Genomic DNA, 25,917 nt, shown 5'->3' on the forward strand with positions numbered 1-25,917 from the left:
ATTGGTTGTTGCCCTGAGAATATAGTTTCCAGGGTTATTACATTTCACGAAGAACGATAATATCTTTAAATCACAAGGACACCTAATCACAACAAGTTTATTGCTGCACTTGTTGAAGAGAGTATTTGCAAAAACATTTTATGTCGCTAAATAACATGACGATTTCATTATGCATGTTATTTATAAACCGTGACTAAACAGAATATTATTGCGAACAAGGGAAGTGTCAGGAAAGGTCAAGGGCTACTAATGGTTTATATGGCTAAAAATCATTAGCTATAGTTAATGTTTGCCTGGTGTAACTAACACCGAATTGCTCTAAACAGATAAGTGCAGGGTTTATTAAAGCTGACCGACAGACTTTCTTAACCTGGTAATATCTCTCTTAGGTGACTCTCCAAACATCCGCAAATATTCCCGGCTGAAATGGGATAAGCTTTCGTAACCGACAGCATAGGCTGCTGTGGTGACATCGTAATGTTCATTCAGCATCGTTCGCCTGACTTCATTGAGACGTAGCCATTTCTGATACCGTAGTGGACTCATTCCCGCAAGCTGCCTGAAGTGTTGATGGAAAGAGGGAGTGCTCATTTGCACGCGGTTTGCCAGCTTGAGTCTTCAACGCTGGGAAGATGCGGCAAACGGCAAATCTGCATACCAGCCAGCCTATATCCGGCATGCACAGGCCAATTATGAAAGAGGAGAGGCTTAAGTTCTGGAATCCTGAACGAATAACGACTACCGGAAAATCACTTCGTATCACTCAGATGCGATTTAACATAATATACATTATGCGCACTAACATTGTAACAGCAAAGTTGTAATGTCCGCCTTGGGCTAAGTTAAGATGTCCGGCGTGTATAATCAAGTAAGGATTACCATGACGGCTCTCGCAGCGGAGTTTTTCACTTTGGATGAAGTTAACCGACTCAAGATTATTCAGGACGTCATCGACCGGCGTCTGACAACACAGATGGCAGCGCAGCGGCTTGGTATCTCCGACCGCCAGTGCCGTCGTCTGCTTGCGCGTTATCGTGAAGATGGTCCGCTTGGCATGACCAGCCGCCGTCGTGGTAAATCCAGCAATAATCAGCTGCCTCAGGGACTGGCCGCATACGCGCTGAATATTATTCGCGAACGCTATAACGATTTCGGTCCGACTCTGGCCTGTGAAAAACTGGCTGAGGTTCACGGCGTTCATATTTCCAAAGAAACGGTTCGTAAGTTGATGACTCAGGCCAGTCTTTGGGTTCCACGTAAGCAACGTGCGCCAAAAATCCAGCAGCCGCGTTACCGACGTGCCTGTGCCGGTGAACTCATACAAATTGACGGCTGCGACCATCACTGGTTTGAAAACCGGGGACCCAAGTGTACAGCACTGGTTTACGTTGATGACGCCACCAGTCGTCTGATGCAGCTTCGTTTCGTAAAATCTGAATCGACTTTCACCTATTTTGAAGCGACACGGGGCTATATTGAAATGCATGGTAAGCCACTGGCGCTCTATAGCGACAAAGCCAGTGTCTTCAGGATCAACAATAAAAATGCCACTGGCGGCGAAGGCGAAACGCAGTTTGGACGTGCGATGCACGAACTGAACATTCAAACCATCTGTGCAGAAACCAGCGCAGCAAAAGGTCGTGTTGAGCGGGCGCATCTAACCCTTCAGGACAGACTGGTCAAGGAACTCAGGCTTCAGGGCATCAGCACAATGGAATCTGCTAACGCATTTGCCGAAGAGTTCATGAACGATTACAACCGACGTTTTTCAAAAGCGCCTCGCCAGGAGTTCGATGTTCATCGGGAACTGGATGTCGATGATGATCTTGATATGGTGTTTACTTGGCGTGAAGCCCGCCGCGTGTCGAAATCACTCACTGTGCAGTACGACAAAGTGCTTTACCTCATTGAAGACAATGAGTTCAGTCGTCGGGCGATTGGTAAATACATTGATGTCTGGCATTACCCTGACGGACATAAAGAGCTCCGGCTTAATGGCGTATCACTTCCCTACTCCACCTATGACAAACTGTCTGAAATCGATCAGGGTGCCATTGTGGACAATAAACGTCTTGGCCGTGCGCTGGAGATGGCGCAACTTGTGCAGGCCGAACGGGATAATAACCGGTCACAATCAGTGCCATCCGGTGACGGCCCTTCACGCAGGCGAAAAGCCCCCACGACGAAGAAATCACAGCGTTCACTGGATGAGGACGATATGTTCAATGCACTGGTAAAACTTCAGTCACGATCTGAAGAAATATTTGGTAAGAAACAGATATGAAAACCCGGAGGATAACTCCGGGTATATTAACTATCGGGGTAAAATTTTCAAGTTCTCTTCAAAATAATCATCATAAATAGCCTCATTATTCTTCCGCATGAATCTGTGGAGACAATTGGGCACAGGATTCGAGGTCGATCGATGGGCATAAACCTCATCCTGAATCGATCTTAAATCATGAGATAAGATGTCATCGTTTATAATGCCACTTATCTTTATATTCTGTATTTTTTTCTCAATAAAATCTTTAACACGCATAATTCGATTAATAGATTTGTTGTTTTCAACGTATAACATTATCACATGTCTAAAAAACGGGAGCATGAAAACAATATAAAACAAAAAATCTTCCAACGAGGATTTAGACCATAAACCATATGCAAGGAGTACCAAAAAGGAAAGTAACATAGTGGTAAAATATATTTTGCTCATTACATCGCGCTGTGCCTTATCCCAGCCAAAATTTTTCGCATGGCATAATAATGCCAATACGTTTTCATTAGCATCGTAATCTTTATTTAGATACCAGTTGATAAATTCATCATTTTTGTTTCTTTTTTTGTAATACCTTGAAGCCTTAAAGACATTTTCTCTGCCAACCGGCTTCCCTACTTTTAATTCACTCCATGGAATGTGTAAGACATCACAGTCAAACATTTCCTGAATAGTGGCTGCACATTTTTTCATTGAGGAAATCATTGTGGAAAAAATAATTGTGATGACCAACACGATTATACCGTAATAACCGAGATAAGGAGCTATAGTCAAATGAGGGAATAGCCCCATTTTCTTTATCACTGTAGTAAATATTACAATAGCGACAGACATTACGACACTAAGAAAAAACACTACCCAGTTAACAAATTTAACCTGTGAGTAAGTCCGCCTCATTGCCATTAGTAACTCAATGTTTTTACTATCATTTTGGCGCAAAAATATTTGACTCATTTTTCATCCGTATGATGGGAAGTTGACACCAAAAACATCCTGCCATTTGTTAATGGACGCTCTGTGGTTATTTTGGCTTTCGTAATTACGGGCTTCCGTTGCTTTTCCTTGGTCAAGATAACAGCGAATAGATATCTTTAATTTATCATCATCACTAAGGTTGTTTATGTTTCCTTGTATGCCTTTGTGATCGTACACTGGACTAAATATAGCAGAGGCTAAGTAACCTAAAACATTGACAATCTCTAAATCGACCCATTGATAACATTCTGATCGACCGTTGAAGTAGTTAAGTAGCATTGTCTCTAACAAGTAACTACTCATTGAAGGCATGGTCGGACGTTTTTGCCAATATTTTATTACACGAATGACATTTAACATGTTTCCTGAGAGCTTAACATTAAGATCAGTAACTTTTTGCTTGTCAATTCGTGGATCTGTCTTCTTCCAATGACCATTCCCATCTGGTATTAAATAATATGTCTTGCCAAATGAATCTGGAGTAGTAATGAATGCAGGAACTATATCAAAATTCCAGTCATAGGATTTTAGCTTCAGAGTAGCTGCTTCCTGATTTCTTTTTACATCAGCCTTATCATACTGCGGAATTTGATTTAGGCTTGAGATAAAACTGTTTATTATTTTTCTAGAGTTAATAAAATTTGTGCCATCATGCTTATAGTATTTTAAGCGAACGGTTCCTTCACGCGCAGTGATTATTATTTTTCCATCACTCTCGCTGTATACACAATCATCACCATCGAGACCAAACATAAGATCTATATCATCTAAAGGGCGGATTTTTGTGCGTCTAGCAAAAGAACCAAAACCTGTATGTATATCAGGGTATATTATGGGGAAATAAACATCATTATTTGGAAAAGTGTTCATTCTGCCCAATAACCAATCTCTACTGGCTCTGGCTCGATCAGTCTGAGAGCTATCTAGATTTACAATATTGCGCTGAAACTCGTTAAACGCAGCAGTCACCGTAAGAGCCATAGCATCCCTCTTCTAACAGCTAAAATCTAATTTTACCATTAGGTTATAGGCTGTCTCCACATGAATTTACTTCTGCAATCTACTGAGTATTGGAGGACATTTGAACTTTGCCCTGCTCCGGACATCTGAACTTGGCCTTGACAAACATAAACCAAGGGAGAATCTAGTCGTTGGCGGTCATGATTGTCCTGCTCATTAACAACGACCAAACCCCATATCTTACTCTTACTTAATACCGTATTCTCGGCTTAACCGACCGTGCAACCTCAACACATTGGTTTCAACTGCCGTCACCACGTTCTCTGGAAAATCTGTCGGTAATGAAGTCTTCACGTTATCCAGTGCTGCCGGAATCATTCTGGCAAAGTCACTCAGGATTTCATGCATCTGCACTTCCGGGAATCTCAGCACCTTTGCTGTCGCCAAAAAATGTCGCGGATAAATTTTATCGATTGCCGTTTTTTTGCCTTTGGATGCGTTAAGTCCCATTGCCAGTTTGAGATCGCTGATGTGTATCCCCGTACCGCCAAGGACCGGAAATGCTGAAATGATGTCATAAAATGGCGTGAGTCGATAACTGCCGCCAGCCTGAATAAATACGGAGAAGTTTTTTGCATGGCCATCCGTTGCGCCAATCAACCACTGAAAGACCTGGAATTTCATAAAATCATAGCGATCTTTCAGCGCCTCGCTGGACCCCATCAAAAAAGCCATGATCCGCGCGATGCCTGGGCCTCCATCTGATTCATATTTCACCGATGAAGGTAAACCGAATGTCTGACACATATCCTCCTGTGGCAAGCGAAGTAAAACCGTTCGCTCAGCATTCCAACGCCTGTCAAAACGTTCGACCGCTAACGCGCGCACATTTCCCGCTTTAATGATTTCTGCGTCCGGAACATTCAACCCAAGTTCTTTCGCCAGCAGCAGACAGTAATACTCATTATCAACGCTTTGGCTGAGATCGAGCGTCGCATTGGGCTGCCTGATTTCGCCAATCGGTAATTTAATGATGTGCGTCGTCGGCGTTATTCCTTTCGGAATGCACCAGTCATTGCCTATTCTGAGCAGCGCTGTCTTCTCCTGCGCGCCAGCAACCGAGATGCGAAAGTCATTTTCTTCTCTAATCATGCCTAGCGGGATATCTGCTTTATAAGCCGTTAATACTTCTTCAAGTCTGGCTTCAGTAAGCTTTTCCCATGCCATTATCGGACGCGTTACGGTTTCGTCTTCGGGTATTAACGTCACGGCACCAACGCTGTCTCGCCCTATTTCTGACAATAAATCAAACGGTTGTCTGGATTTGGCATGATAACGTTTAACGATCCGGTCACGTACAATCGGGCTATCGGGTAACAAGTTATCGAAGAAGTTAAATACGGCATCAGAGGTGATATTCCCCCTCTGCAATGGCAGCGAAAGTGACAACGGTCTGGCATAACGGCTGGCTAACCACTCCGGTGCATACTTAAAGGTGTGCGCGCCGTTGGCTAACTTCGTTAACTCGCCTACCCGCTGGTTGTTCATCCAAGTGACTAGTTTGGGCATTACCACTCCAGATCTTGCTGTTCTGTTGATTCTGGCGAGGCATTTTTCGTGTCGCATAGCGTCATTGAGAGTTCAAGCGACTGTAAAATCTTAAAAAATGTCGTGAGCGAGGTATTGTCAGGGTTGTTTTCGAAATTGGAAATCGTCGCCTGCTTAATGCCGATTTTTTTCGCCAGCTCGCTCTGCGTCCAGCCATTTTGCTGGCGAACCAGTTTCATTGCATTCGCTAATTGCGTTGGGCTATAGATCTTCTGAAAGCTCATCATGTCATACGTCCACAGCAAATTTATCCGCTTAAGGGGATATTATCAGTTTTATCCTTTAGTGAGGATAAAGTCAATCTGGAAACACATCTTATCCGCTGTACGGGATAAACGCTGAGATATCCGCGATCGCGGATAAAAGGGAGGCTTTAAAAGCCTTTTGAAGTTGGCAATATTAAGCCGCATGCCATCTCGACATGCGGCTTATACTGTTTACCAGCTATATTTCACTCCCAGCATGCCCTGAGTATCGCTATAGCCTTTATCACCTAGTTGCACACCGACATTCCCCCACAGGCTAAGGTTGTTATTTACTTTCGCCTCAACCCCGGTACGTACTTCACCGAGATTACGCGCACCATCACGGCTTACGGTTTGACCATTCATCTTCACGGCGTAGACTTTGCTATTGTTGATCCAGTTCGCTTCAATGTAAGGCTGGAACTCACGCTGTTTACCATCGTCACGCTGGTGATGGCTATTCAGGTAGGTTTTCACCCCAAGTCGCGTTTGCACGTTTCCGTCGCCTTCCGTTTCAATGCGCGTTCCGTCTTTCCGGGCATGGTCAGAATCTTTCACACCCATCCAGGTGATTTGCGCCTGTGGCTGGACGTACCAGGTATTCAGCGTCCCTTCGCTGCCGCTACATGTTCCCGCTTCAAAGGTATACCCACCCTCAACAGAGGCCGTCACACCGCGAGAATCATAGTCGTCAGCAGAACGGTTATCAGAACTGACGCTGTTATCAAACCAGTTATACAGCGCCCAGCTGTCAACATAAGCGCCGGTCTTATTCGCATCGTTCTGATACCAGGTCGCGTACAGCCCAGCGCTGTAACCGCTGATGCGCCCATCCGATTTATAACCCACACGATTACTCTGAGTATTACTGTGCTGATTGGCGTAGCCTGCCATCACGCCAAGATGCCAGCGATCCTGCGCGTTGCTACTCCACTGCGCCAAATCGCCGCCTAGCTGCAATACATAGCGGTTAGCCTGAGTATTTAGCTGGCCGTCTCCGGCACTGGAACGTTCGTGCCCCCCGACATGACGCATCCACATACTGCTTGCTGAATCCTGAGAATGCAGTGAATCTGTATATTGCGGCTCACCCAGACGGTCGTGTAAGCGATGGCTAAACAGCGAGTTGGCTGCGGCAATGTTGCTGATATAGCTTCCGGCCTCCGGACGATAAACTGATGGGCCTTCCGGATCCACAACAGGGGGATTATTGATGGGATCGGGTGTATCCGCTGGCGTTACGCCGTCCCATTTACTGGTCAGATACCAGTTTTTCTCGTCATTCCCCTTCCCTTTAGCCAGCGTGTAGACGTAAGCCCCAGCTTCGACAGTTCCGGTGGTCAGCGCGAAGTTACCTGCAGAATTACCGCCAACCTCAATGAGTTCAATACCGTTGACCGTTTGCGCACCGACGCCGCCAATGTTATCAACCCGAACGCGAGTGTTCCCTTGGGTATCGCCTTTCACGTTCATCTTATCGGTGGGTGAATTATCGCCGCCCAGCGTCGCGTTGAACGTCATCAGGCCATTGTTTCCGGTATAGTTGCCGTTAACGGTCAGTACATTCCCCGGTTTTCCTCCTTCAGTGTTCATTTGAACCGTGCCGCCATTCTCCAGGTTGCCGCCGATTGTGGTTTTAGCGACACGCAGTGTCCCCCCTGGCATAACGTTCACATCACCTGCAGTGGTGACATTTCCCGACATCACACCGCTGTTATGGATATTAATGTGCTGACTTGCCATATTAAGGGCAGAGTCGGAACCGAAAGCAATTTCACCACCCACGATATCCGTCGTACCCTGATACGCCGCGGAATCGTTGTTAAGAGTCAGGATCCCGGTACCCAGTTTTGTCACATCACCGCTACCGCTGATACTGTGCGTCATCGCCCAGCTACGCTCAGTGGAGATGGTGAGCAGGCCATTATTGATAACGGAAGCATCACCCAGGTTTTTCTGCTCGTTGACTCTGAGCGCGCTGCCTGTATCAATGTTGAATTGCCCCACAAAGCGGCTATTATCGCCATCCAGCTCTACATCTGTCCTGGCGGTTGCGCTCACGATACCCTTCCCGCTTATGCTATTACGCAGTTCGCCAGTCACGTTTTTTAGCGTTAACAGACCGTCATTGGCAATATTTCCTCTGCCTAACCCCTGCGTATTATCGAGGCTGACTTCCGCATTTGGGCTAACGCTGGTTAACGCATTGTAGCGTGCATTAAGCCCCTCGATAGCCAGCGTTCCCCCTGTAACATTCAGGTTTCCGCCACCTGTCAGTTCACCCTGACTGATCCCACCTTTATTTACCGTCAGCGACCCTTCTTTGAACAAAACAGTCGAACCCATCTGCCCGGTGAATGTCTCTACCGTCTGCGTCGATCCATTAAGATCGACGATGGCTGCGTTGCTGATGTTCAGTTCCCGGGTGTTGCCCAGCGCGCCATCCGCATCGGTACGTAATGTCCCCATCTGAACGTAGGTTGCCCCCTGATAGTCGTTCTGACCGTTGGAAAGCGAAACCTGTCGCACCGTATTGATTGCCAGATCCCCTTCACCACCGATTTTTGCCGACATATCGGCCGTTGCGCCATAGGCTCCGCCATGTTCGGCTAACGTCAGCTTTTGCCCTCCATGGATGTTCAGCGCTTTCAGCCCATAGTTAACGTACAAACCATCACCTGGTGCGGTCGTGAGGCGGAATCCATAATCACCCTCGGCGACCACCGTTCCGTTTTGCGCAATGTGTAACGTTTTGTCCGCTTCCACCTCGTCGCCCTGTAAATCACGTAACGTTAATGAGCCACCCGACCCAATAACCGTTTGCGCCTTCACCAGTTGAACGCCGACATGGTTATCATCGTGTTCCAGCAAATTGAGCGTCGTCAGAGGGTTATTCGCCATAGGATCATTCCACGGTTTAGGCACGTCGATAAGCACGTCGCCCGTCCCGTTTACCTGATAGTTACGGCCTTTCCAGGTGTAGTCACCCGCGCCGACAACCAGCGTATCGACGCTGATATATCCCTCCGCGAGCGTCGCAGCAGGAATATCCGTATCGAAAATGAGGGTACCTCCATTCATGGCCAGTCCACCAATGGATTGCTCTCCAACTTTTACCGATGTGGTATTTTCAATGTCAGACTGCAACATCGCGTGAGTAAGCGCTGCGGTGTTGTCGCGTTCCAAAGTGAAGGTACTGTTTTTCAGTTGGGCAACACCGGCGAATTCAGTCCCTGTTGCATGGGTAAAGCCAAACATCTTGTCGGAGGATGACAGCTGCACTCGCATCAAGCCATCGCCTTTGAGCGCATTGGTCAGCGTGTAATCTCCTGCACTGTTCGTTGATGCGAGAATGTCGAGCGTACCGGGGTTTGCAATGGTTACTTCACTCGACCCCATGCCCGTTACCCCATCTGCCGTATGAGACGCAATGGTCAGGAGGCCGTCATTGACCAGCGTTTTACCGCTATAAGTATTCCCTGCATTGAACACCGTATGGCCTGCATCATGGATCACTTTTCCGTCTTTATCGTCACCTGTAATCAGCATATCGACCTGGTAGCCGGCATCACTGTTATTAGTATGATTAAAGACAAAAACACCTTCGCCAGAGCCAAACTCTACTTTCGTCGCGTTGGTGATAAATCCGGCATCTGCCGCCGCCTCACCGTGAGCTGCACCAATGTTTAGCGTTCCTACAGCAGGTTCAAAAACACCTAAGTAAACTTCTCCACCTTCGACATTCAGCGTGCCGCTATTCGTCAGGGTTAACGTACCCGTACCAGATGTCCCTACGTACATATTGAATGTTTCAAGAAGAGAGTTCTGCCCATCCAACCTCACGTCGCCCTTGCTTTTGTCATTGAGAGCTATCTGTGTATCACGCGCTTTAACTATACCTCCGGTGGTAATATTCAGTTCACCCGTGCCTAATACACCGACCTGTAGCAATTGGGCGTTAGTAGATGATGTCTTTAAATTCCAGAGACTATCCGTTGAAATATTAACTATCCCCTTACCGGAGGCATTTCCTCCGATAAATCCATAGCCCGTTGAATTAAGGGTGGCACCATTACTGACATTTACGATACCGCTACCAAAATTACCGACATTGATACCCACAGTATCGAACGATGATGTCGCATCCATCAGGTTCAGTGTGCCGATACCGCTTGCTTTATCGCCCAAAAAAGTAATATTTTGCGATACAAACTTACCGCCATCGCTAATATTGAGGTTTCCGACGCCCGCAACACCAATGGTGGTATAGACATTCTTATTGACCTCCCACATCCCCCCCGTGGTGATGCTAACCTTCCCGACGCCGGTTTCTCCATAACCGAGTGAACTTCCTCCGTTGCTGACAACAAGCCCCTGATTACTGATATTCATTTCGCCATGGCCGTCATAACCAAGATTAGTTCCGAGATTAGTGATAACGGAGTTCTTATCCTTAACAGTAATGTTGCCTGTGCCTGTTTCTTTCATCCCCGCAGTGATAATTCCCGAATCTACTTTGCCTTCACTCGAGACATTAAGTTCACCGTCGCCAGCATCACCGATATAGATATAGCGGAAAGCTTCGCCCGTTCCGAGGAAATTCCAATGCCCTTTATCGGTCACGTTGACGACACCGTGGGAACCGTCCTGAACGCCCACCAATGAATATTCTTTGTTATTAATTAGTCCATTATTGGAAATATTGACTGCGCCATTACCGAAATATCCATTATAGAGTCTGCGTACCGTGATGACAGAGTCTTGATCCTGCACATTCAGGGTTCCGACACCGGTGGCATTGCCACCGATAATCGTATTTTCAGCCGTAATCAGCCCACCCTCGCGAATAGTCGCCTCCCCAGTTCCTTGATTACCAATTTGAAATTCAATTGAGGAATCATTATTTTTTATTAGCCACTCGCCACCCTTTTCAACGACAACCTTACCATTACTGTTCGCTTGATATCCTAAAATGGCGACTATTGAACTCGTGACGTAACCCTTATCCGTAATATTTAATGAGCCCGTACCGTAACTCCCTATTTCGAATAATTCGGTCGTCAAAACCGAGTCCTCTCCTTCAACATTAACCGTCCCGACGCCTGCAGCTTGAGTACCTAATCTTAAATAGCCTCCATCGACGTGACCCTTCTGTTTAATATTCAGCGTCCCCGTTCCGGATTGACCCACATTTAAAGGCCTTGCATTATTTCCGCTATCATACAATCGCCAGGTGCCACCCAAAACATTAACGGTACCCTCCGAATCCTCATTACCGCCAATGACGCTGGTAGTAATAGTGGTTAAGGAGGCATTACCGCCAGCCAAAATATTAAGCACTCCAGTGCCATACCAGCCAACCAGGTAGGCATCATAAGCAACATCAGTATCAATATTGGTAATCTGACCATTATCAACTTCCAGACTCGCACCAGACACTGAACCGCTTAGTGCCAGCAAAACACCCAGCGTCAATCTACTGAATTTCGTTGTCAGTCCAGAGGATTTTCGCAAATTAACCGTTGATGTTTTACCTACCCTGCGAGTTAATTCCGAGCAGGCCTGAAATACCTGTAGAGTGCAATTCCATATCACGCGATAGATTCTATTCATATAAACGCTCCATATACAAACAATACAGCCACGAAAGAGATGAGTCGCCAGACATTAAAAATGAAACTTATTAAATTGTCAGAGGTCTGTATTGAGTGTTAGTTGGAGGTGGGAAGGTGTCAATTTGGCTAATTTGCTAATGCTTTCGAATTGATAGATTAAAAATTGCATAGTTCTTATTTTATTTAAAAATGAACTATGAGTTATTGTTGCTTAATAAGAAAACTGTTTCTTTCAATAGGAAAATTATCATCATCATATTTAACAAAGAATAGCACTAATTGCTAAAAATCGAAGTTTATTAAACCCCTTTTTCATCCATTAATGCCTTTAGGAATATTCGCTATAAAATAAGGGTTATGCTTAATGCTTTAAGAAAAATAGCAATTTTCCCTTGAATATAGTACTGGTGATGAAACGATGAATCTGCAAGCTGGCATTTAACAAGCCAGCTCTAAAAGAAGGGAAATAAGAATAACTATACTCAAAAACTAACAGCCACGGTCATCATGATGTGGCTGTCAATGAAACTATAACCCAGGCGCTTTCCATAACGACGTCGTCAGTCCATGATCAACCAGCCCCAGCTGATCCTGATAAACTGCCTGCCACTTATCGCGTGAATCCTGATAAAGTTCATGCTTTTCCGGGTCTAGTGTGTGCGTCCGTTCCCAGCGAACCAGGCGTTCTCCGGTTTCTGCCATTGATGAAAAAATTCCGGTACCGACGCCAGCTGCAATGGCACATCCTAATGCAGTGGCTTCTTTGACCACCGGAATATTGACGGGTAATCCCGAGACATCAGCGAGAATTTGACTCCATAATTTCCCTTTTGAACCTCCGCCTGCAAAGACTAACGATGAAGGATGAATATTCGAAAAATCAGCAATTTGCTGCAAGTTACACGCTGATACAATCGCCGCATTTTCTTCCAGCGCACGGAACAATGTCGCTTTGTTACATTTATCCGGGTCAATGGACAAATTAATAAAGGAAGGCGCAGCGTGATACCAGGTTTTAAAGCGCATTCTGTCGGAGAAGATCGGCATTACGCCCCACGACCCAGGCGGCACCCGACTGGCCATCTCTTCCAGCAGCGTATAGGTGTCGATGCCTAAACGTTCGGCAATCAGTTTTTCTTCGGCACAGAAAGCATCGCGGAACCAGCGCATGGTGAGTCCGGTAAAAAAGCTTATAGATTCAGCTTGTACCATGCCAGGAATAACATGAGGATTAACGCGCACGTTCATTTCTGGGTCTGTCACCGGCGCGGCTAAATTTACAACTTGCTGCCAGAATGTGCCGCCAAGAACCGCGGTTTGTGCCGGACGCACAACGCCTAACCCCAGGCAACCAAGCTGCACGTCGCCTCCTCCAACGACCACCGGAGTGCCCACCTTCAGACCGCAGAGTTCCGCCGCTTGTGAACTTACCACGCCCAGCAATGTGCCGGTTTCTTTGACAGGAGAAAGAATATCGGCACGCAGGCCAGCCATATCCAGCAATGCAGGTTTCCAGTCACGGATGGTTAGATCAAGAAGTCCCGTGGTGCCAGCGTTAGAGGGATCCACCGCAAGTTCGCCGCTGAGCATATAGGCCAGCCAGTCGCTGATCATGGTGATGGTTGATGCCTGACGGTAAATATCGGAACGATGGTGCGCCAGCCAAAGTAATCTGGGGATGGCACTTAAAGCCAGTGTTTGTCCGGTCGCGCGATAAACTTCGTTTTCAAAGGTATTGTTGTGCAGTTCTTTAAGTTCGCTAACTTCGCGCGCCGCTCTGGCATCCACATTGGCGCAGGCCCAGATCGGTGTTCCTTCATTGTTATATAAAACAATGCCTTCACGCATCGAACATGCCGAAACGGCAGCGATATACTCCGGGGCTATGCCGGCGTTGTGCAACGCCTGGCGCATACACTCACACGCCAGTTGCCAGTTTTTGTTGAGATCAAATTCCATAGAACCAGGAACGTCCGGTACTGCCAGATGCCGCCACTCCGCCTGTCCCACTGCTATTTGATTGCCTTCCAGGTCGAATATCACAGCCCGAATACTTCCGGTGCCTGCATCCAGCGCCATCAGGTAGTACTTTGATTCTGAAGGGGTAAAGAGTCGAGCCATTAGATTATCCTCGGCTTATGCGTTCTGTCTGTTCCTCTATACGTTCTCCATCATTCCCGGTAATAAGGTCATGCAAATTTAACTACGTAAAATCGCCGCTGCTGTGTCCTGATCGGTAACCAGTGCGTTGATATAACCGCCTTTCATTGCAGCGGCAATTGCTTCGGCTTTATTTTCTCCCCCTGCCACGCCAACCCGGACGGGTATGGTCTTCAGCGCGCTTAAAGGTAAGCCAATCAGTTCGTTATGTATTTTGATATCCGTGACAACGTCACCTTTTGCATCAAAAAAGTAGCCTAAAATGTCGCCAACCGCCCCTTTTCGGCCAATCATTAACTGTTCGCCCTGGCTGATATAACCGGAGCGAATGATCGTCGCGTCGTCTTGTTGACTCACGGCCCCAATGCCGACAATCGCCACATCCGCTGCTTGCGCGGCTAACAGAACATCTTTGACGCAATTTTCATTTTTTAGCGTACGGGCAATGTCAGCGGAGGATGCCCGCAACGGAGCCGGAATAATATTCACACTGCACGCCGCATTAAGCTGTCCGATACCCGTCATATAAGAACCGACGCCACCGGAGAGCGTGACCAGGCGAATTTGCTGTGACGAAATAAAACCACTTAAGCGTTGCAGCGTATTCATGGTTGCCTCGCCAAAACCAATCGCCAGCATCTGTTGTGGTTGAAGTAAACTCATCAACATATGCGTCGCACCTATCCCTAGTCGCCCGCCGACATCAGCATCCGCAAGCCCAGGGATCACCCGGACATGTTGCAGCGAAAACTGACGACGTAATTGAGTTTCATATTCCAGACAGCCTTCAAAGCGAGAATTAATCTGTACGCGAATAATGCCGGACTGATGCCCTTTCTCCAGTAATCGCGACACTTTCAAACGTGTCAGGCCGAGACGATCGCTGATCTCGCTCTGGGTCAGCCCGTCGTGATAGTAAAACCACGCGATCCGCGCGACCTGTTCTTCTTCACACATTCCCTGTTCTGAAATTACCGAATCGTTGATTGTCATAATTCATTCTTCACTTTGAACATATTTAAATCTTTAATGCAATTGTTCAGTTCTTGCGCATTTATATCTGTGATGGCAACCACAGTTTGACTCTACGAGCATGAACAAACGCAACCGTGAAAATCAAAATAGCATAAATTGTGATCTATTCGTCGGAAATATGTGCAATGTCCACCTAAGGTTATGAACAAATTAACAGCAGAAATACATTTGTTCAAAACTCACCAGCAAAACTGAACGGGGGAAATATGCAAACGAGTGATACCCGCGCGTTACCGCTACTTTGCGCCCGCTCGGTTTATAAACAGTATTCAGGGGTCAATGTCCTGAAAGGCATCGATTTTACGTTGCATCAGGGGGAGGTCCACGCCCTGCTCGGCGGCAATGGTGCCGGTAAATCGACGTTAATGAAGATTATTGCCGGTATTACCCCTGCTGATAGCGGTACGCTGGAGATTGGGGGCAGCAACTACACCAGATTAACGCCAGTTCATGCTCATCAGCTGGGTATTTATCTCGTTCCCCAGGAACCGCTGCTTTTCCCAAGCCTGTCGATAAAAGAAAACATCCTGTTTGGGCTGGCAAAAAAACAGCTCTCCATGCAGAAAATGAAGAACTTGCTGGCGGCGCTGGGCTGCCAGTTTGATCTGCATAGTCTGGCAGGATCGCTGGATGTCGCCGATCGCCAAATGGTGGAAATCCTCCGCGGGCTGATGCGCGACTCGCGGATTCTGATCCTCGATGAACCTACCGCCTCGCTTACCCCTGCGGAAACCGAACGCTTGTTTAGTCGCTTGCAAGAGCTGCTTGCTACTGGCGTGGGTATTGTTTTTATCTCGCATAAGCTGCCGGAAATTCGCCAGATTGCCGATCGAATTAGCGTGATGCGCGACGGAACCATCGCCTTAAGCGGCAAAACCAGCGAACTGTCTACCGACGACATTATTCAGGCCATCACCCCAGCGGTACGGGAAAAATCGCTCTCTGCCAGCCAAAAATTATGGCTGGAGTTACCTGGCAACCGCCCACAACATGCCGCAGGAACGTCGGTGCTGACACTGGAAAATCTGACTGGCGAAGGTTTCAGGAATGTCAGCATGACGCTAAATGCCGGAGAAATTCTGGGTCTGGCTGGGCTGGTGGGTGCCGGACGCACAGAACTGGCCGAGACGCTCTATGGTCTACGTACTTTGCGTGGCGGACGCATTATGCTGAATGATAAAGAGATCAATAGATTCTCCACTGGAGAACGTTTACTGCGCGGTCTGGTTTATCTGCCGGAAGATCGCCAGTCATCCGGACTGAATCTCGATGCTTCGCTGGCCTGGAACGTCTGCGCCCTTACTCATAACCTTCGTGGATTCTGGGCGAAAACCGCGAAAGATAATGCCACCCTGGAACGTTATCGTCGGGCGCTGAATATTAAATATAACCAACCGGAACAAGCTGCACGGACATTATCCGGTGGTAACCAGCAAAAAATCCTCATTGCCAAATGTCTGGAAGCTTCGCCGCAAGTATTGATTGTCGATGAGCCGACGCGCGGCGTGGATGTCTCGGCCCGTAATGATATCTACCAGCTGTTACGCAGCATCGCCGCACAAAATGTGGCTGTGCTGCTTATCTCCTCCGACCTGGAAGAGATCGAACTGATGGCAGATCGTGTGTATGTGATGCATCAGGGCGAAATTACCCACTCTGCACTGACCGGCGCGATATTAATGTCGAGACTATTATGCGCGTTGCCTTCGGCTATAGTCAGCGTCAGGAGGCGTCATGCTGAAGTTTATTCAGAACAACCGTGAAATCACGGCACTGCTGGCGGTGGTGCTGCTGTTTGTATTACCCGGTTTTCTCGACCGCCAGTATTTAAGTGTGCAAACGCTGACCATGGTTTATAGCAGCGCGCAAATCCTGATCCTGCTGGCAATGGGCGCGACGCTGGTGATGCTTACGCGCAATATTGATGTTTCAGTGGGTTCGATTACCGGAATGTGCGCGGTGCTGTTGGGGATGTTACTGAACGCGGGGTATTCACTACCTGTTGCTTGTGTCGCGACTTTACTGCTTGGTTTGCTCGCGGGATTTTTCAACGGTGTCCTGGTCGCGTGGCTAAAAATCCCTGCCATTGTTGCCACCCTTGGCACGTTAGGGTTGTACAGAGGCATCATGTTGCTGTGGACTGGCGGTAAATGGATTGAGGGGTTACCCGCCGAACTGAAACAGCTCTCCGCCCCGCTACTGTTTGGCGTTTCCGCGATAGGTTGGTTGACGATAATTCTGGTGGCATTTATGGCCTGGCTGCTGGCAAAGACGGCGTTTGGACGCAGTTTTTATGCCACGGGCGATAATTTACAGGGCGCTCGTCAACTGGGCGTTCGTACGGAAGCCATTCGCATTGTGGCATTTTCGTTGAACGGCTGCATGGCGGCACTGGCGGGGATTGTGTTTGCTTCGCAGATTGGTTTTATCCCCAACCAGACCGGTACCGGGCTGGAGATGAAAGCAATTGCAGCCTGCGTGCTGGGCGGCATTAGTTTGCTCGGCGGTTCCGGTGCGATCATCGGTGCGGTACTCGGCGCATGGTTCCTGACGCAGATCGATAGCGTACTGGTGCTGTTGCGCATTCCGGCATGGTGGAATGATTTTATCGCGGGTCTGGTTCTGCTGGCGGTGCTGGTGTTTGATGGACGCCTGCGTTGTGCGCTGGAACGTAATCTGCGGCGGCAAAAATATGCCCGCTTTATGACGCCACCGCCATCCGTTAAACCCGCTTCGTCAGGTAAAAAACGGGAGGCTGCATAATGCGTATTCGCTACGGTTGGGAACTGGCTCTTGCCGCACTGCTTGTTATTGAGATTGTCTCATTTGGTGCAATTAACCCGCGGATGTTAGATCTCAATATGTTGCTGTTCAGCACCAGTGACTTTATCTGCATTGGCATTGTCGCCCTACCGCTGACGATGGTGATTGTCAGTGGCGGGATCGATATTTCGTTTGGTTCGACCATCGGCCTCTGCGCCATTGCATTGGGCGTACTGTTTCAAAGTGGTGTGCCGATGCCGCTGGCGATTCTCCTGACCTTACTGCTCGGCGCATTGTGCGGGCTGATCAACGCCGGATTAATTATCTATACCAAAGTTAACCCGCTGGTGATTACGCTTGGCACGCTGTATCTGTTTGCCGGAAGCGCCCTACTGCTTTCCGGGATGGCCGGAGCGACGGGGTACGAAGGTATTGGTGGATTCCCGATGGCGTTTACAGATTTCGCTAACCTGGATGTGCTGGGACTCCCCGTTCCGCTGATTATCTTCCTGATATGTCTCCTCGTTTTCTGGCTCTGGCTGCATAAAACCCATGCCGGACGTAACGTGTTTTTGATTGGGCAAAGCCCGCGCGTGGCACTTTATAGTGCGATTCCAGTTAACCGCACCTTATGTGCGCTCTATGCCATGACGGGGCTGGCGTCTGCGGTCGCCGCTGTGCTGCTGGTGTCGTATTTTGGTTCAGCACGTTCCGATCTCGGTGCGTCGTTTCTGATGCCCGCCATCACCGCCGTGGTGCTTGGCGGGGCCAATATTTATGGTGGTTCCGGTTCCATTATCGGCACCGCCATTGCGGTTTTATTAGTGGGATATTTGCAACAAGGTTTGCAAATGGCAGGAGTGCCAAATCAGGTGTCCAGCGCCCTTTCCGGTGCGCTACTTATCGTCGTTGTCGTAGGTCGTTCCGTTAGCCTGCATCGCCAGCAAATTAAAGAGTGGCTGGCGCGTCGGGCCAATAACCCATTGCCATAAAGGATATCTTCATGACACTTCATCGCTTTAAGAAAATCGCCTTACTTAGCGCTCTTGGCATTGCCGCAATCTCTATGAATGTGCAGGCCGCAGAGCGTATTGCATTTATTCCCAAACTGGTTGGCGTGGGATTTTTTACCAGCGGTGGCAACGGCGCACAACAAGCGGGTAAAGAGCTGGGCGTTGATGTGACCTACGACGGGCCGACAGAACCCAGTGTTTCTGGTCAGGTACAGTTGATTAATAACTTCGTCAATCAGGGTTATAACGCCATTATCGTTTCTGCGGTTTCGCCTGATGGCTTGTGTCCGGCACTGAAACGCGCCATGCAACGTGGTGTGAGAGTGCTGACCTGGGACTCTGATACTAAACCGGAGTGCCGCTCTTACTACATTAATCAGGGAACGCCCGCCCAGTTGGGAGGTATGTTGGTGGATATGGCAGCGCGTCAGGTGAATAAAGACAAAGCCAAAATCGCATTTTTTTATTCCAGCCCCACCGTTACGGACCAAAACCAGTGGGTGAAAGAAGCGAAAGCGAAAATCGCCAAAGAGCATCCTGGCTGGGAAATTGTCACTACGCAGTTTGGCTATAACGATGCCACTAAATCGTTACAAACCGCAGAAGGAATATTAAAAGCGTATAGCGATCTCGACGCCATTATCGCCCCCGATGCCAACGCCCTGCCCGCTGCCGCACAAGCCGCAGAAAACCTGAAAAATGACAAAGTTGCGATTGTCGGATTCAGTACGCCAAACGTGATGCGTCCATATGTGGAACGCGGCACGGTGAAAGAATTTGGCCTGTGGGATGTGGTTCAGCAAGGCAAAATTTCAGTGTATGTCGCGGATGCATTATTGAAAAAAGGATCAATGAAAACGGGCGACAAGCTGGATATCCAGGGCGTAGGTCAGGTGGAAGTCTCGCCAAACAGCGTTCAGGGCTATGACTACGAAGCGGATGGTAATGGCATCGTACTGTTACCGGAGCGCGTGATATTCAACAAAGAGAATATCGGCAAATACGATTTCTGATGTGCATTACTTAACCGGAGTAAGTTATGGCAGATTTAGACGATATTAAAGATGGTAAAGATTTTCGTACCGATCAACCGCAAAAAAATATCCCTTTTACCCTGAAAGGTTGCGGTGCGCTGGATTGGGGAATGCAGTCACGCTTATCGCGGATATTTAATCCGAAAACGGGTAATACCGTGATGCTGGCCTTTGATCATGGTTATTTTCAGGGGCCGACTACCGGACTTGAACGCATTGATATAAATATCGCCCCGCTGTTTGAACATGCCGATGTATTAATGTGTACGCGCGGCATTTTGCGCAGCGTAGTTCCACCGGCGACCAATAAGCCAGTGGTACTGCGGGCGTCAGGTGCGAACTCTATTCTGGCGGAATTAAGTAATGAAGCCGTGGCGTTATCGATGGATGATGCCGTGCGCCTGAACAGTTGCGCGGTGGCGGCGCAGGTTTATATCGGCAGCGAATATGAACATCAGTCGATCAAAAATATTATTCAGCTGGTTGATGCCGGAATGAAAGTGGGAATGCCGACCATGGCCGTGACTGGCGTGGGCAAAGATATGGTGCGCGATCAGCGTTATTTCTCGCTCGCGACTCGAATCGCCGCTGAAATGGGGGCGCAAATTATCAAAACCTATTATGTCGAAAAAGGTTTTGAACGGATTGTTGCCGGATGTCCGGTACCCATTGTTATTGCTGGCGGTAAAAAATTACCGGAGCGCGAGGCGCTGGAAATGTGCTGGCAGGCTATCGATCAGGGCGCTTCTGGTGTGGATATGGGGCGTAATATTTTCCAGTCTGACCATCCGGTGGCGATGATGAAAGCCGTACAGGCGGTGGTTCACCATAACGAAACGGCTGATCGGGCATATGAACTCTATCTGAGTGAAAAACAGTAACTGCGGATTTAAGGAGAAGAATTATGCACGTCACACTGGTTGAAATTAACGTTCATGAAGACAAGATTGACGAGTTTATCGAAGTTTTTCGCCAGAACCACCTGGGCTCTGTACAGGAAGAAGGCAATTTGCGCTTCGATGTCTTACAGGACCCGGAAGTGAATTCGCGCTTTTATATCTACGAAGCCTATAAAGATGAAGACGCAGTGGCATTCCATAAAACCACGCCCCACTACAAAACCTGTGTCGCGAAACTGGAATCTTTAATGACCGGGCCGCGTAAAAAACGTCTGTTCAATGGGTTGATGCCGTGAGGCGAATTCATCAGTTTTATCTACAATTGGGGTAACGCGCTGACGGGAGTAAAAAAATGTCTGACTGGAACCCCTCTTTATATTTGCACTTTTCCGCTGAACGATCGCGTCCGGCGGTGGAGCTGCTTGCCAGAGTGCCGCTGGAAAATGTCGAATATGTTGCCGATCTTGGCTGTGGCCCAGGTAACAGCACCGCCCTTCTAAACCAACGTTGGCCTGCGGCCAGGATAACAGGCATCGACTCGTCTCCGGCGATGATTGCTGAAGCGCGCAGTGCTTTGCCAGACTGCCAGTTCGTGGAAGCAGACATCCGCAACTGGCAACCGGTACAGGCACTCGATCTGATTTTTGCTAATGCCTCACTGCAATGGCTGCCCGACCACTACGAATTGTTTCCTCATCTGGTTTCTTTACTTAATCCGCAGGGCGTGCTGGCAGTACAGATGCCAGATAACTGGCTGGAGCCGACCCATGTGCTCATGCGCGAAGTTGCCTGGGAACAAAACTACCCGGATCGCGGGCGTGAGCCGTTGGCTGGCGTTCATGCTTACTACGATATTTTGAGCGAAGCCGGATGTGAGGTCGATATCTGGCGAACCACCTACTATCACCAGATGCCGTCGCACCAGGCGATTATCGATTGGGTGACCGCCACTGGATTACGTCCGTGGTTACAGGATCTGACCGAGAGCGAACAGCAGCTTTTTCTTACGCGCTACCATCAGATGCTGGAAGAGCAGTATCCACTGCAAGAGAACGAACAGATACTGCTGGCATTTCCGCGTCTGTTTATTGTTGCCCGCCGTACGGAGTAATTATCACGTCAGCTGGTAATGACGATCGGGAAGAATTTTTGCTGGAATTTCTGCTTCATCGTTCATCTGTAACAGGTCAATTTCAATAGCGTTGCAGATGGCATCCAGCGGTAAATCATTGTTTTCAGTACCGAACGGATCTTCCAGTTCTTCCGCCAGACAATCCAGCGAAATAAAAGTGTAGGAAATCAGCACAGAGATAAAAGGCGTCATGTAATGCAGGTCCACGACCAGCGCGAACGGCAGCATGATACAAAACAGATAAACGGTACGATGCAAAATCAGGGTGTAGGCAAAGGGAATTGGCGTGTAGGCAATGCGCTCACAGCCTGCCAGAACCGCTGAAATATCATTAAGCCGATCGTTGAGGCTAATAAACAGGATATCTGAAAGCTGCCCATTGCGGCGCTGAACCGCCAACCACTCCCCCATTATTAACAAGATACGGTTAGCTGGAGAGTTCGAAGCCAGTACAGGCTGAAGATCTTCAGTCTTGAGATAATGAGCCAGCACTTCCGCCTGTGGCTGTTTGCGTAATGTCATGCGTAAACAGTGGGCGAAGGCGATTTGCAACCGGGCAAACTCCCTTACACTTGCCGAATCCGGCAATGTCGTTTTTACCTCGCGCAGTAACGACCGTGAGGCAATCATCAACTGCCCCCAAAGTTTTCGCGCTTCAACGTAACGGGCGTACCCGGCATTATTACGAAAACCAAGAAAAATGGCGATGGCGACACCGAGAATGCTGAACGGTGCGAGGGTGAATTTGATGCCCAGATGCGTGTACCAGGGCAGCATGAAAATAACAGCGATAGAAAAGAGAAAATTGAGTAGTAAGCGCGATGATATCTTGGATAATACTGAGCCGTGCCAGACAAAAATACGGCGCAGCCAGTGTTGTTGTGGACGAACAATCATGGTTATCTTCAGGCGTGAAAAAGTCGCCCTATTAAACGTGATTACGATCACATTCTCAAGACGCTACTTACAAATTACCTACAAGCTTACAACATTAACAGGCGCTGCATGTGGCATCTGTTAATGATAAAGGCACATAGGATGTTGTAACTAATATAGTGAAATAAGAAACCCGGTCGAAACCGGGTTCAGAAGTAACGGTGTTATTAGCACAACGGACGTACAGCTTCGCGCATCCCTTTTTCAAGAATCGCATCCAGGTCATTAGCAACCTGCTCGACCAGACCAGGCACTTGCGTCAGGTCCTGCTCCCAGTGGTCTTTTTCTGCCAAAACAATCGCTACCAGTTCCTGGGTGCCGATAACACGGTCACGATGCTGGCTCCAGAGTTGCTGATAACGTTCCAGCCAGTGTGCATCGTCCTGTACCGGATATGTTTCTCCGTTACGCTCACCGCGATAGAAGGCAATCAATGCCGCTAATGCGAAAGTAAGGCGCGCCGGAAGTGTGCCTTTTGCCTTCTGCCCTGCCAGCAGCTGCGGCAGGATGCGAGTGCGGAACTTGGTCATACCGTTGAGCGCGATAGACAGCAGCTGATGCTTAATGTACGGGTTACGGAAACGCCCGGTGACTGCACTGGCGAAAGATTCCAGTTCATCACGAGGCAAATCCAGTACCGGAATAATTTCTTCGTAGATAGCTTTTTCAACGAATGCGCAAATTTCAGCATCGTTCATCGCTTCACCTACGGTATCCAGCCCTGCCTGGAACGCCACCGGCACCAGCGCGGTGTGCGCACCGTTGAGGATTGCCACTTTGCGTTCTTTGTACGGTTTAATATCGTCAACAATCAGCACGTTGAGCGGATATTTGTCCAGACGCAGTTCAGTCGCTAAGGATTTCGGTCCCTGAATCACAAACAGGTAAAAGTGTTCAGCGGTGTCGAGAAAACCATCGTGATAACCCAGTTCTTCTTCCAGTTTAGCCACTTCATCGCGCGGATAACCGGTAACGATACGGTCCACCAGCGTAGAACAGAAGCTGTTAGCCTGATCCAGCCATTGAATAAATGCTTCTGGCAGTGCCCACTCTTGCGCATAGCGCAGCACCAGTTCACGCAACGCGTCGCCATTGTAGTCAATCAACTCACACGGAATGATGATCCAACCTTTATCCAGCGCACCGTTGAAATGGCTAAAGCGTTCGAACAGCAGACGGGTCAGTTTTGCCGGATAGCTTACCGCTGGCGCGTCATCGAATTTATCGCCCGCATGGTAGCTGATACCCGCTTCGGTGGTGTTAGAGAAAACAAAGCGTATTTCCGGGTTGTGCGCCAGTTTCAGGAATTCATCGTATTCACTGTAGACGCTGATTTCACGATTAACCGAGCGAATCAGACGCGCGTCGCTGACCGCTTCCCCCTTCTCATTCAGGCCACGGATAATGGTGGTGTACAGACCATCCTGCGTGCTCAGTGACGGCGGGAATGAAGTTTCAATCGGACGAACAACGACCACACCAGAATTCAGATCGGTGTGCTCATTCAGGAGATCGATTTGCCAGTCAACAAAGGCGCGCAGGAAGTTACCTTCACCAAACTGAATGATACGTTCTGGATACTGTGCACCGGGAAAATCGCGACGATTTAGTGTTTTCACAATGGGTTCCCTTCTGATTAGTCATACAACCTGTTTGAATTGGTACGACAGGTTAGCAAACTTTAATACGCCGAACCCCTGTTTTGATCAACTCCTGATGATTAATGAGCAGTTTTATGAGAAAAGTGTGGCGCGGATCATGGTTTAATCGAGGAAATACGCCTTTTCCTGGATCATAAAGTGGTAGAACACATTGCATTCAAATCGCGCGGAATGAATAAAGATGTCAGACAACTTCCTCACCGTAACGCATAGTGCTGGTACGGTTGCGCCCATCTTTCTTCGAGCGATACAGACACGTATCGGCTTCGACCATCAATTTATTAAAATCATCGGTCAGCGTTCGGTACGATGCGCGACCACTACCGACGCCAATACTTACCGTGAGATAAAGCGTTTTTTGTTGCCAGGTGAATGGTTGCAGTTCAACGCCTTTACGGATTTTTTCCGCCATTAGCAGACCATCGACAGGATTCACCGACGGCACTGCAACAGCAAATTCTTCGCCGCCCATGCGCGCCACCAGCCCCTTATCACCGACAATCTTCTGAATATGCCGGGCAAACACGCTTAACACTTTATCGCCACATTCATGTCCATAGTTATCGTTAATGCTTTTGAAATAGTCGATATCAAGCAGCATGACCGTCAGATGTTGTGTCTGTTTCAGCGATGGACTTTTCAGCGCCTCATAAAGACCGGACCGTGAGTAAACCTGAGTCAGAAAATCAAAGTCGGCTCGCAGCGCAACTTGCTTCATTAGCGAATTGATCGCTGCCACGCTAAAAGAAACCATAATTGGGCATATCGCCATCGTGGCAATACCGAGACGTGCGGAGAACATTTCCGGAATGGAGAACGGCGAACCGACCGAGATATCAATCACCGAATTTGCCACCAGTACGATTTCCACCGCACCGGTGACAAAGGTCAACAGACATGTTACCTGCGGCGTATAGCGCACTGCACACCAGATTAATGCAGGCAGCGGGAACGCCAGACTCCCCGCTCCGCCAATGACTACCGAGGCAATAACCGACACAATAAGCGCGATGGCGGGCATCATCTGTTCTGCTTTAAAGCGCGGCAGCACTCCAGGAATAGCCAACGTCAGCATACAAGGCACGATCAAAACGCCCGTTGAGAATTGCTCACTGAACCAGTCCGCAAGCAAAGGCCAGAAATCCAGACTATCAATACTGACCGAACCAATCGCCCCGACAATAGCGCATAATAATGCGGCAATGAGACAGTAATTAAATAGCCGTAAGGCACTTACTGGCTCATACTTATTTTTCCCCAGACGCTTATCCCGCACGACCAGTAAGGCGACGGTAACAATAAACATCATATTGGAGAAATTGATAACCAGTGAAACCAGTCCCCATTCGGTGGTTATGGCATCATAAACCAGCATCGCCACATAACTGATCGCATAGTAATGCAGTCGATTAAGCCAGACATAGCGGGCAAACACCCCCGCCATTACGCCATTCAGCGGCCAGAAAAGAGAAAGTTCGTGAACCAGCCGTAACTCTGCACCAATAAAATAGAACAGCGTGGTTAGCGCAAAGATAGCGATGCTATTACGTAGCAGATGACCTTCCTGGAACACACGGAAAGTTGAAATGGGGTGTACATGCAT

Annotated in this window: 17 protein-coding genes and 2 pseudogenes; 8 read left to right on the plus strand and 11 right to left on the minus strand. The window is 48.3% G+C overall.

Annotation, left to right across the window (positions count from 1 at the left end; all coding sequences use genetic code 11):
• Positions 1-342: 342 nt before the first annotated feature.
• Positions 343-612, minus strand: a pseudogene (locus tag HUZ68_RS11380) (helix-turn-helix domain-containing protein); the annotation flags it as partial.
• A 268-nt stretch (positions 613-880) separates the two neighbouring features.
• Here HUZ68_RS11380 and HUZ68_RS11385 point away from each other — a divergent pair.
• Positions 881-2,284, plus strand: coding sequence for an ISNCY family transposase (locus tag HUZ68_RS11385; protein WP_001610308.1), 1,404 nt, complete (start codon positions 881-883; stop codon positions 2,282-2,284).
• A gap of 30 nt (positions 2,285-2,314) precedes the next feature.
• Here HUZ68_RS11385 and HUZ68_RS11390 read toward each other — a convergent pair whose 3' ends face one another.
• From HUZ68_RS11390 to lsrR, 7 genes are all read right to left on the minus strand, one after another.
• The gene (locus HUZ68_RS11390) at positions 2,315-3,232 is read right to left on the minus strand and encodes an S-4TM family putative pore-forming effector (RefSeq protein WP_001610307.1); all 918 of its coding nucleotides are present in this window, start codon (positions 3,230-3,232) and stop codon (positions 2,315-2,317) included.
• Between the two features lie 3 nt (positions 3,233-3,235).
• Entirely contained in the window at positions 3,236-4,234 is a 999-nt protein-coding gene (locus HUZ68_RS11395) for a nucleotidyltransferase family protein (RefSeq protein ID WP_001610306.1), read from the minus strand.
• Between the two features lie 225 nt (positions 4,235-4,459).
• Complete coding sequence (hipA, locus tag HUZ68_RS11400; RefSeq protein WP_033815613.1) at positions 4,460-5,782, minus strand: type II toxin-antitoxin system serine/threonine protein kinase toxin HipA; 1,323 nt, start codon at positions 5,780-5,782, stop codon at positions 4,460-4,462.
• Positions 5,782-6,048, minus strand: coding sequence for a type II toxin-antitoxin system antitoxin HipB (gene hipB, locus HUZ68_RS11405; protein ID WP_001613070.1), 267 nt, complete (start codon positions 6,046-6,048; stop codon positions 5,782-5,784). The genes hipA and hipB overlap by 1 nt, the downstream gene beginning before the upstream one ends.
• 210 nt (positions 6,049-6,258) lie before the next feature.
• The gene (locus HUZ68_RS11410) at positions 6,259-11,679 is read right to left on the minus strand and encodes an ECSE_1600 family autotransporter (protein WP_239594208.1); all 5,421 of its coding nucleotides are present in this window, start codon (positions 11,677-11,679) and stop codon (positions 6,259-6,261) included.
• Positions 11,680-12,209: 530 nt separating this feature from the next.
• Positions 12,210-13,802, minus strand: a complete 1,593-nt coding sequence (gene lsrK, locus HUZ68_RS11415) for an autoinducer-2 kinase (RefSeq protein ID WP_115740107.1) — start codon at positions 13,800-13,802, stop codon at positions 12,210-12,212.
• 78 nt (positions 13,803-13,880) lie between these two features.
• Entirely contained in the window at positions 13,881-14,834 is a 954-nt protein-coding gene (gene lsrR, locus HUZ68_RS11420; protein WP_239594210.1) for a transcriptional regulator LsrR, read from the minus strand.
• 248 nt (positions 14,835-15,082) lie between these two features.
• Here lsrR and lsrA point away from each other — a divergent pair.
• The 7 genes and pseudogenes from lsrA to tam all read left to right on the plus strand — a co-directional run bounded on the left by lsrA (position 15,083) and on the right by tam (position 21,696).
• A pseudogene (gene lsrA / locus HUZ68_RS11425) lies at positions 15,083-16,617 on the plus strand (autoinducer 2 ABC transporter ATP-binding protein LsrA).
• Positions 16,611-17,639, plus strand: a complete 1,029-nt coding sequence (lsrC, locus tag HUZ68_RS11430; RefSeq protein ID WP_000911171.1) for an autoinducer 2 ABC transporter permease LsrC — start codon at positions 16,611-16,613, stop codon at positions 17,637-17,639. The pseudogene lsrA and the gene lsrC overlap by 7 nt, the downstream one beginning before the upstream one ends.
• A complete protein-coding gene (gene lsrD, locus HUZ68_RS11435) occupies positions 17,639-18,631 on the plus strand; it encodes an autoinducer 2 ABC transporter permease LsrD (RefSeq protein ID WP_001222738.1) in 993 nt (330 codons plus the stop codon). The genes lsrC and lsrD overlap by 1 nt, the downstream gene beginning before the upstream one ends.
• Positions 18,632-18,642: 11 nt before the next feature.
• Positions 18,643-19,665, plus strand: a complete 1,023-nt coding sequence (lsrB, locus tag HUZ68_RS11440) for an autoinducer 2 ABC transporter substrate-binding protein LsrB (protein WP_001613079.1) — start codon at positions 18,643-18,645, stop codon at positions 19,663-19,665.
• A gap of 26 nt (positions 19,666-19,691) precedes the next feature.
• The gene (lsrF, locus tag HUZ68_RS11445) at positions 19,692-20,567 is read left to right on the plus strand and encodes a 3-hydroxy-5-phosphonooxypentane-2,4-dione thiolase (RefSeq protein WP_001613080.1); all 876 of its coding nucleotides are present in this window, start codon (positions 19,692-19,694) and stop codon (positions 20,565-20,567) included.
• A 23-nt stretch (positions 20,568-20,590) separates the two neighbouring features.
• Positions 20,591-20,881, plus strand: a complete 291-nt coding sequence (lsrG, locus tag HUZ68_RS11450; RefSeq protein WP_000558520.1) for a (4S)-4-hydroxy-5-phosphonooxypentane-2,3-dione isomerase — start codon at positions 20,591-20,593, stop codon at positions 20,879-20,881.
• 56 nt (positions 20,882-20,937) lie between these two features.
• Positions 20,938-21,696, plus strand: a complete 759-nt coding sequence (gene tam, locus HUZ68_RS11455; protein WP_194888010.1) for a trans-aconitate 2-methyltransferase — start codon at positions 20,938-20,940, stop codon at positions 21,694-21,696.
• A gap of 3 nt (positions 21,697-21,699) precedes the next feature.
• Here the strand turns inward: tam and HUZ68_RS11460 are convergent, their stop codons facing one another.
• The 3 genes from HUZ68_RS11460 to HUZ68_RS11470 all read right to left on the minus strand — a co-directional run bounded on the left by HUZ68_RS11460 (position 21,700) and on the right by HUZ68_RS11470 (position 25,917).
• Positions 21,700-22,614 (minus strand): bestrophin family protein, encoded by a 915-nt coding sequence (locus HUZ68_RS11460; RefSeq protein WP_000637082.1) that lies wholly within the window; start codon positions 22,612-22,614, stop codon positions 21,700-21,702.
• 206 nt (positions 22,615-22,820) lie between these two features.
• Complete coding sequence (gene uxaB / locus HUZ68_RS11465) at positions 22,821-24,272, minus strand: tagaturonate reductase (protein ID WP_239594212.1); 1,452 nt, start codon at positions 24,270-24,272, stop codon at positions 22,821-22,823.
• 226 nt (positions 24,273-24,498) lie between these two features.
• Positions 24,499-25,917, minus strand: coding sequence for a sensor domain-containing diguanylate cyclase (locus tag HUZ68_RS11470; RefSeq protein ID WP_053900512.1), 1,419 nt, complete (start codon positions 25,915-25,917; stop codon positions 24,499-24,501).

Source organism: Shigella dysenteriae (assembly GCF_022354085.1).
Classification (GTDB): domain Bacteria; phylum Pseudomonadota; class Gammaproteobacteria; order Enterobacterales; family Enterobacteriaceae; genus Escherichia; species Escherichia coli.

Bases quoted from the DNA above. Each gene is read 5' to 3' on its own strand.
- lsrD (WP_001222738.1), top strand. From the start codon at position 17,639: ATGCGTATTCGCTACGGTTGGGAACTGGCTCTTGCCGCACTGCTTGTT.
- lsrF (WP_001613080.1), top strand. From the start codon at position 19,692: ATGGCAGATTTAGACGATATTAAAGATGGTAAAGATTTTCGTACCGAT.
- HUZ68_RS11410 (WP_239594208.1), bottom strand. From the start codon at position 11,679: ATGAATAGAATCTATCGCGTGATATGGAATTGCACTCTACAGGTATTT.
- HUZ68_RS11385 (WP_001610308.1), top strand. From the start codon at position 881: ATGACGGCTCTCGCAGCGGAGTTTTTCACTTTGGATGAAGTTAACCGA.
- lsrG (WP_000558520.1), top strand. From the start codon at position 20,591: ATGCACGTCACACTGGTTGAAATTAACGTTCATGAAGACAAGATTGAC.
- HUZ68_RS11390 (WP_001610307.1), bottom strand. From the start codon at position 3,232: ATGAGTCAAATATTTTTGCGCCAAAATGATAGTAAAAACATTGAGTTA.
- lsrC (WP_000911171.1), top strand. From the start codon at position 16,611: ATGCTGAAGTTTATTCAGAACAACCGTGAAATCACGGCACTGCTGGCG.
- HUZ68_RS11460 (WP_000637082.1), bottom strand. From the start codon at position 22,614: ATGATTGTTCGTCCACAACAACACTGGCTGCGCCGTATTTTTGTCTGG.
- HUZ68_RS11470 (WP_053900512.1), bottom strand. From the start codon at position 25,917: ATGCATGTACACCCCATTTCAACTTTCCGTGTGTTCCAGGAAGGTCAT.
- hipB (WP_001613070.1), bottom strand. From the start codon at position 6,048: ATGATGAGCTTTCAGAAGATCTATAGCCCAACGCAATTAGCGAATGCA.
- lsrR (WP_239594210.1), bottom strand. From the start codon at position 14,834: ATGACAATCAACGATTCGGTAATTTCAGAACAGGGAATGTGTGAAGAA.
- hipA (WP_033815613.1), bottom strand. From the start codon at position 5,782: ATGCCCAAACTAGTCACTTGGATGAACAACCAGCGGGTAGGCGAGTTA.
- HUZ68_RS11395 (WP_001610306.1), bottom strand. From the start codon at position 4,234: ATGGCTCTTACGGTGACTGCTGCGTTTAACGAGTTTCAGCGCAATATT.
- tam (WP_194888010.1), top strand. From the start codon at position 20,938: ATGTCTGACTGGAACCCCTCTTTATATTTGCACTTTTCCGCTGAACGA.
- lsrB (WP_001613079.1), top strand. From the start codon at position 18,643: ATGACACTTCATCGCTTTAAGAAAATCGCCTTACTTAGCGCTCTTGGC.
- lsrK (WP_115740107.1), bottom strand. From the start codon at position 13,802: ATGGCTCGACTCTTTACCCCTTCAGAATCAAAGTACTACCTGATGGCG.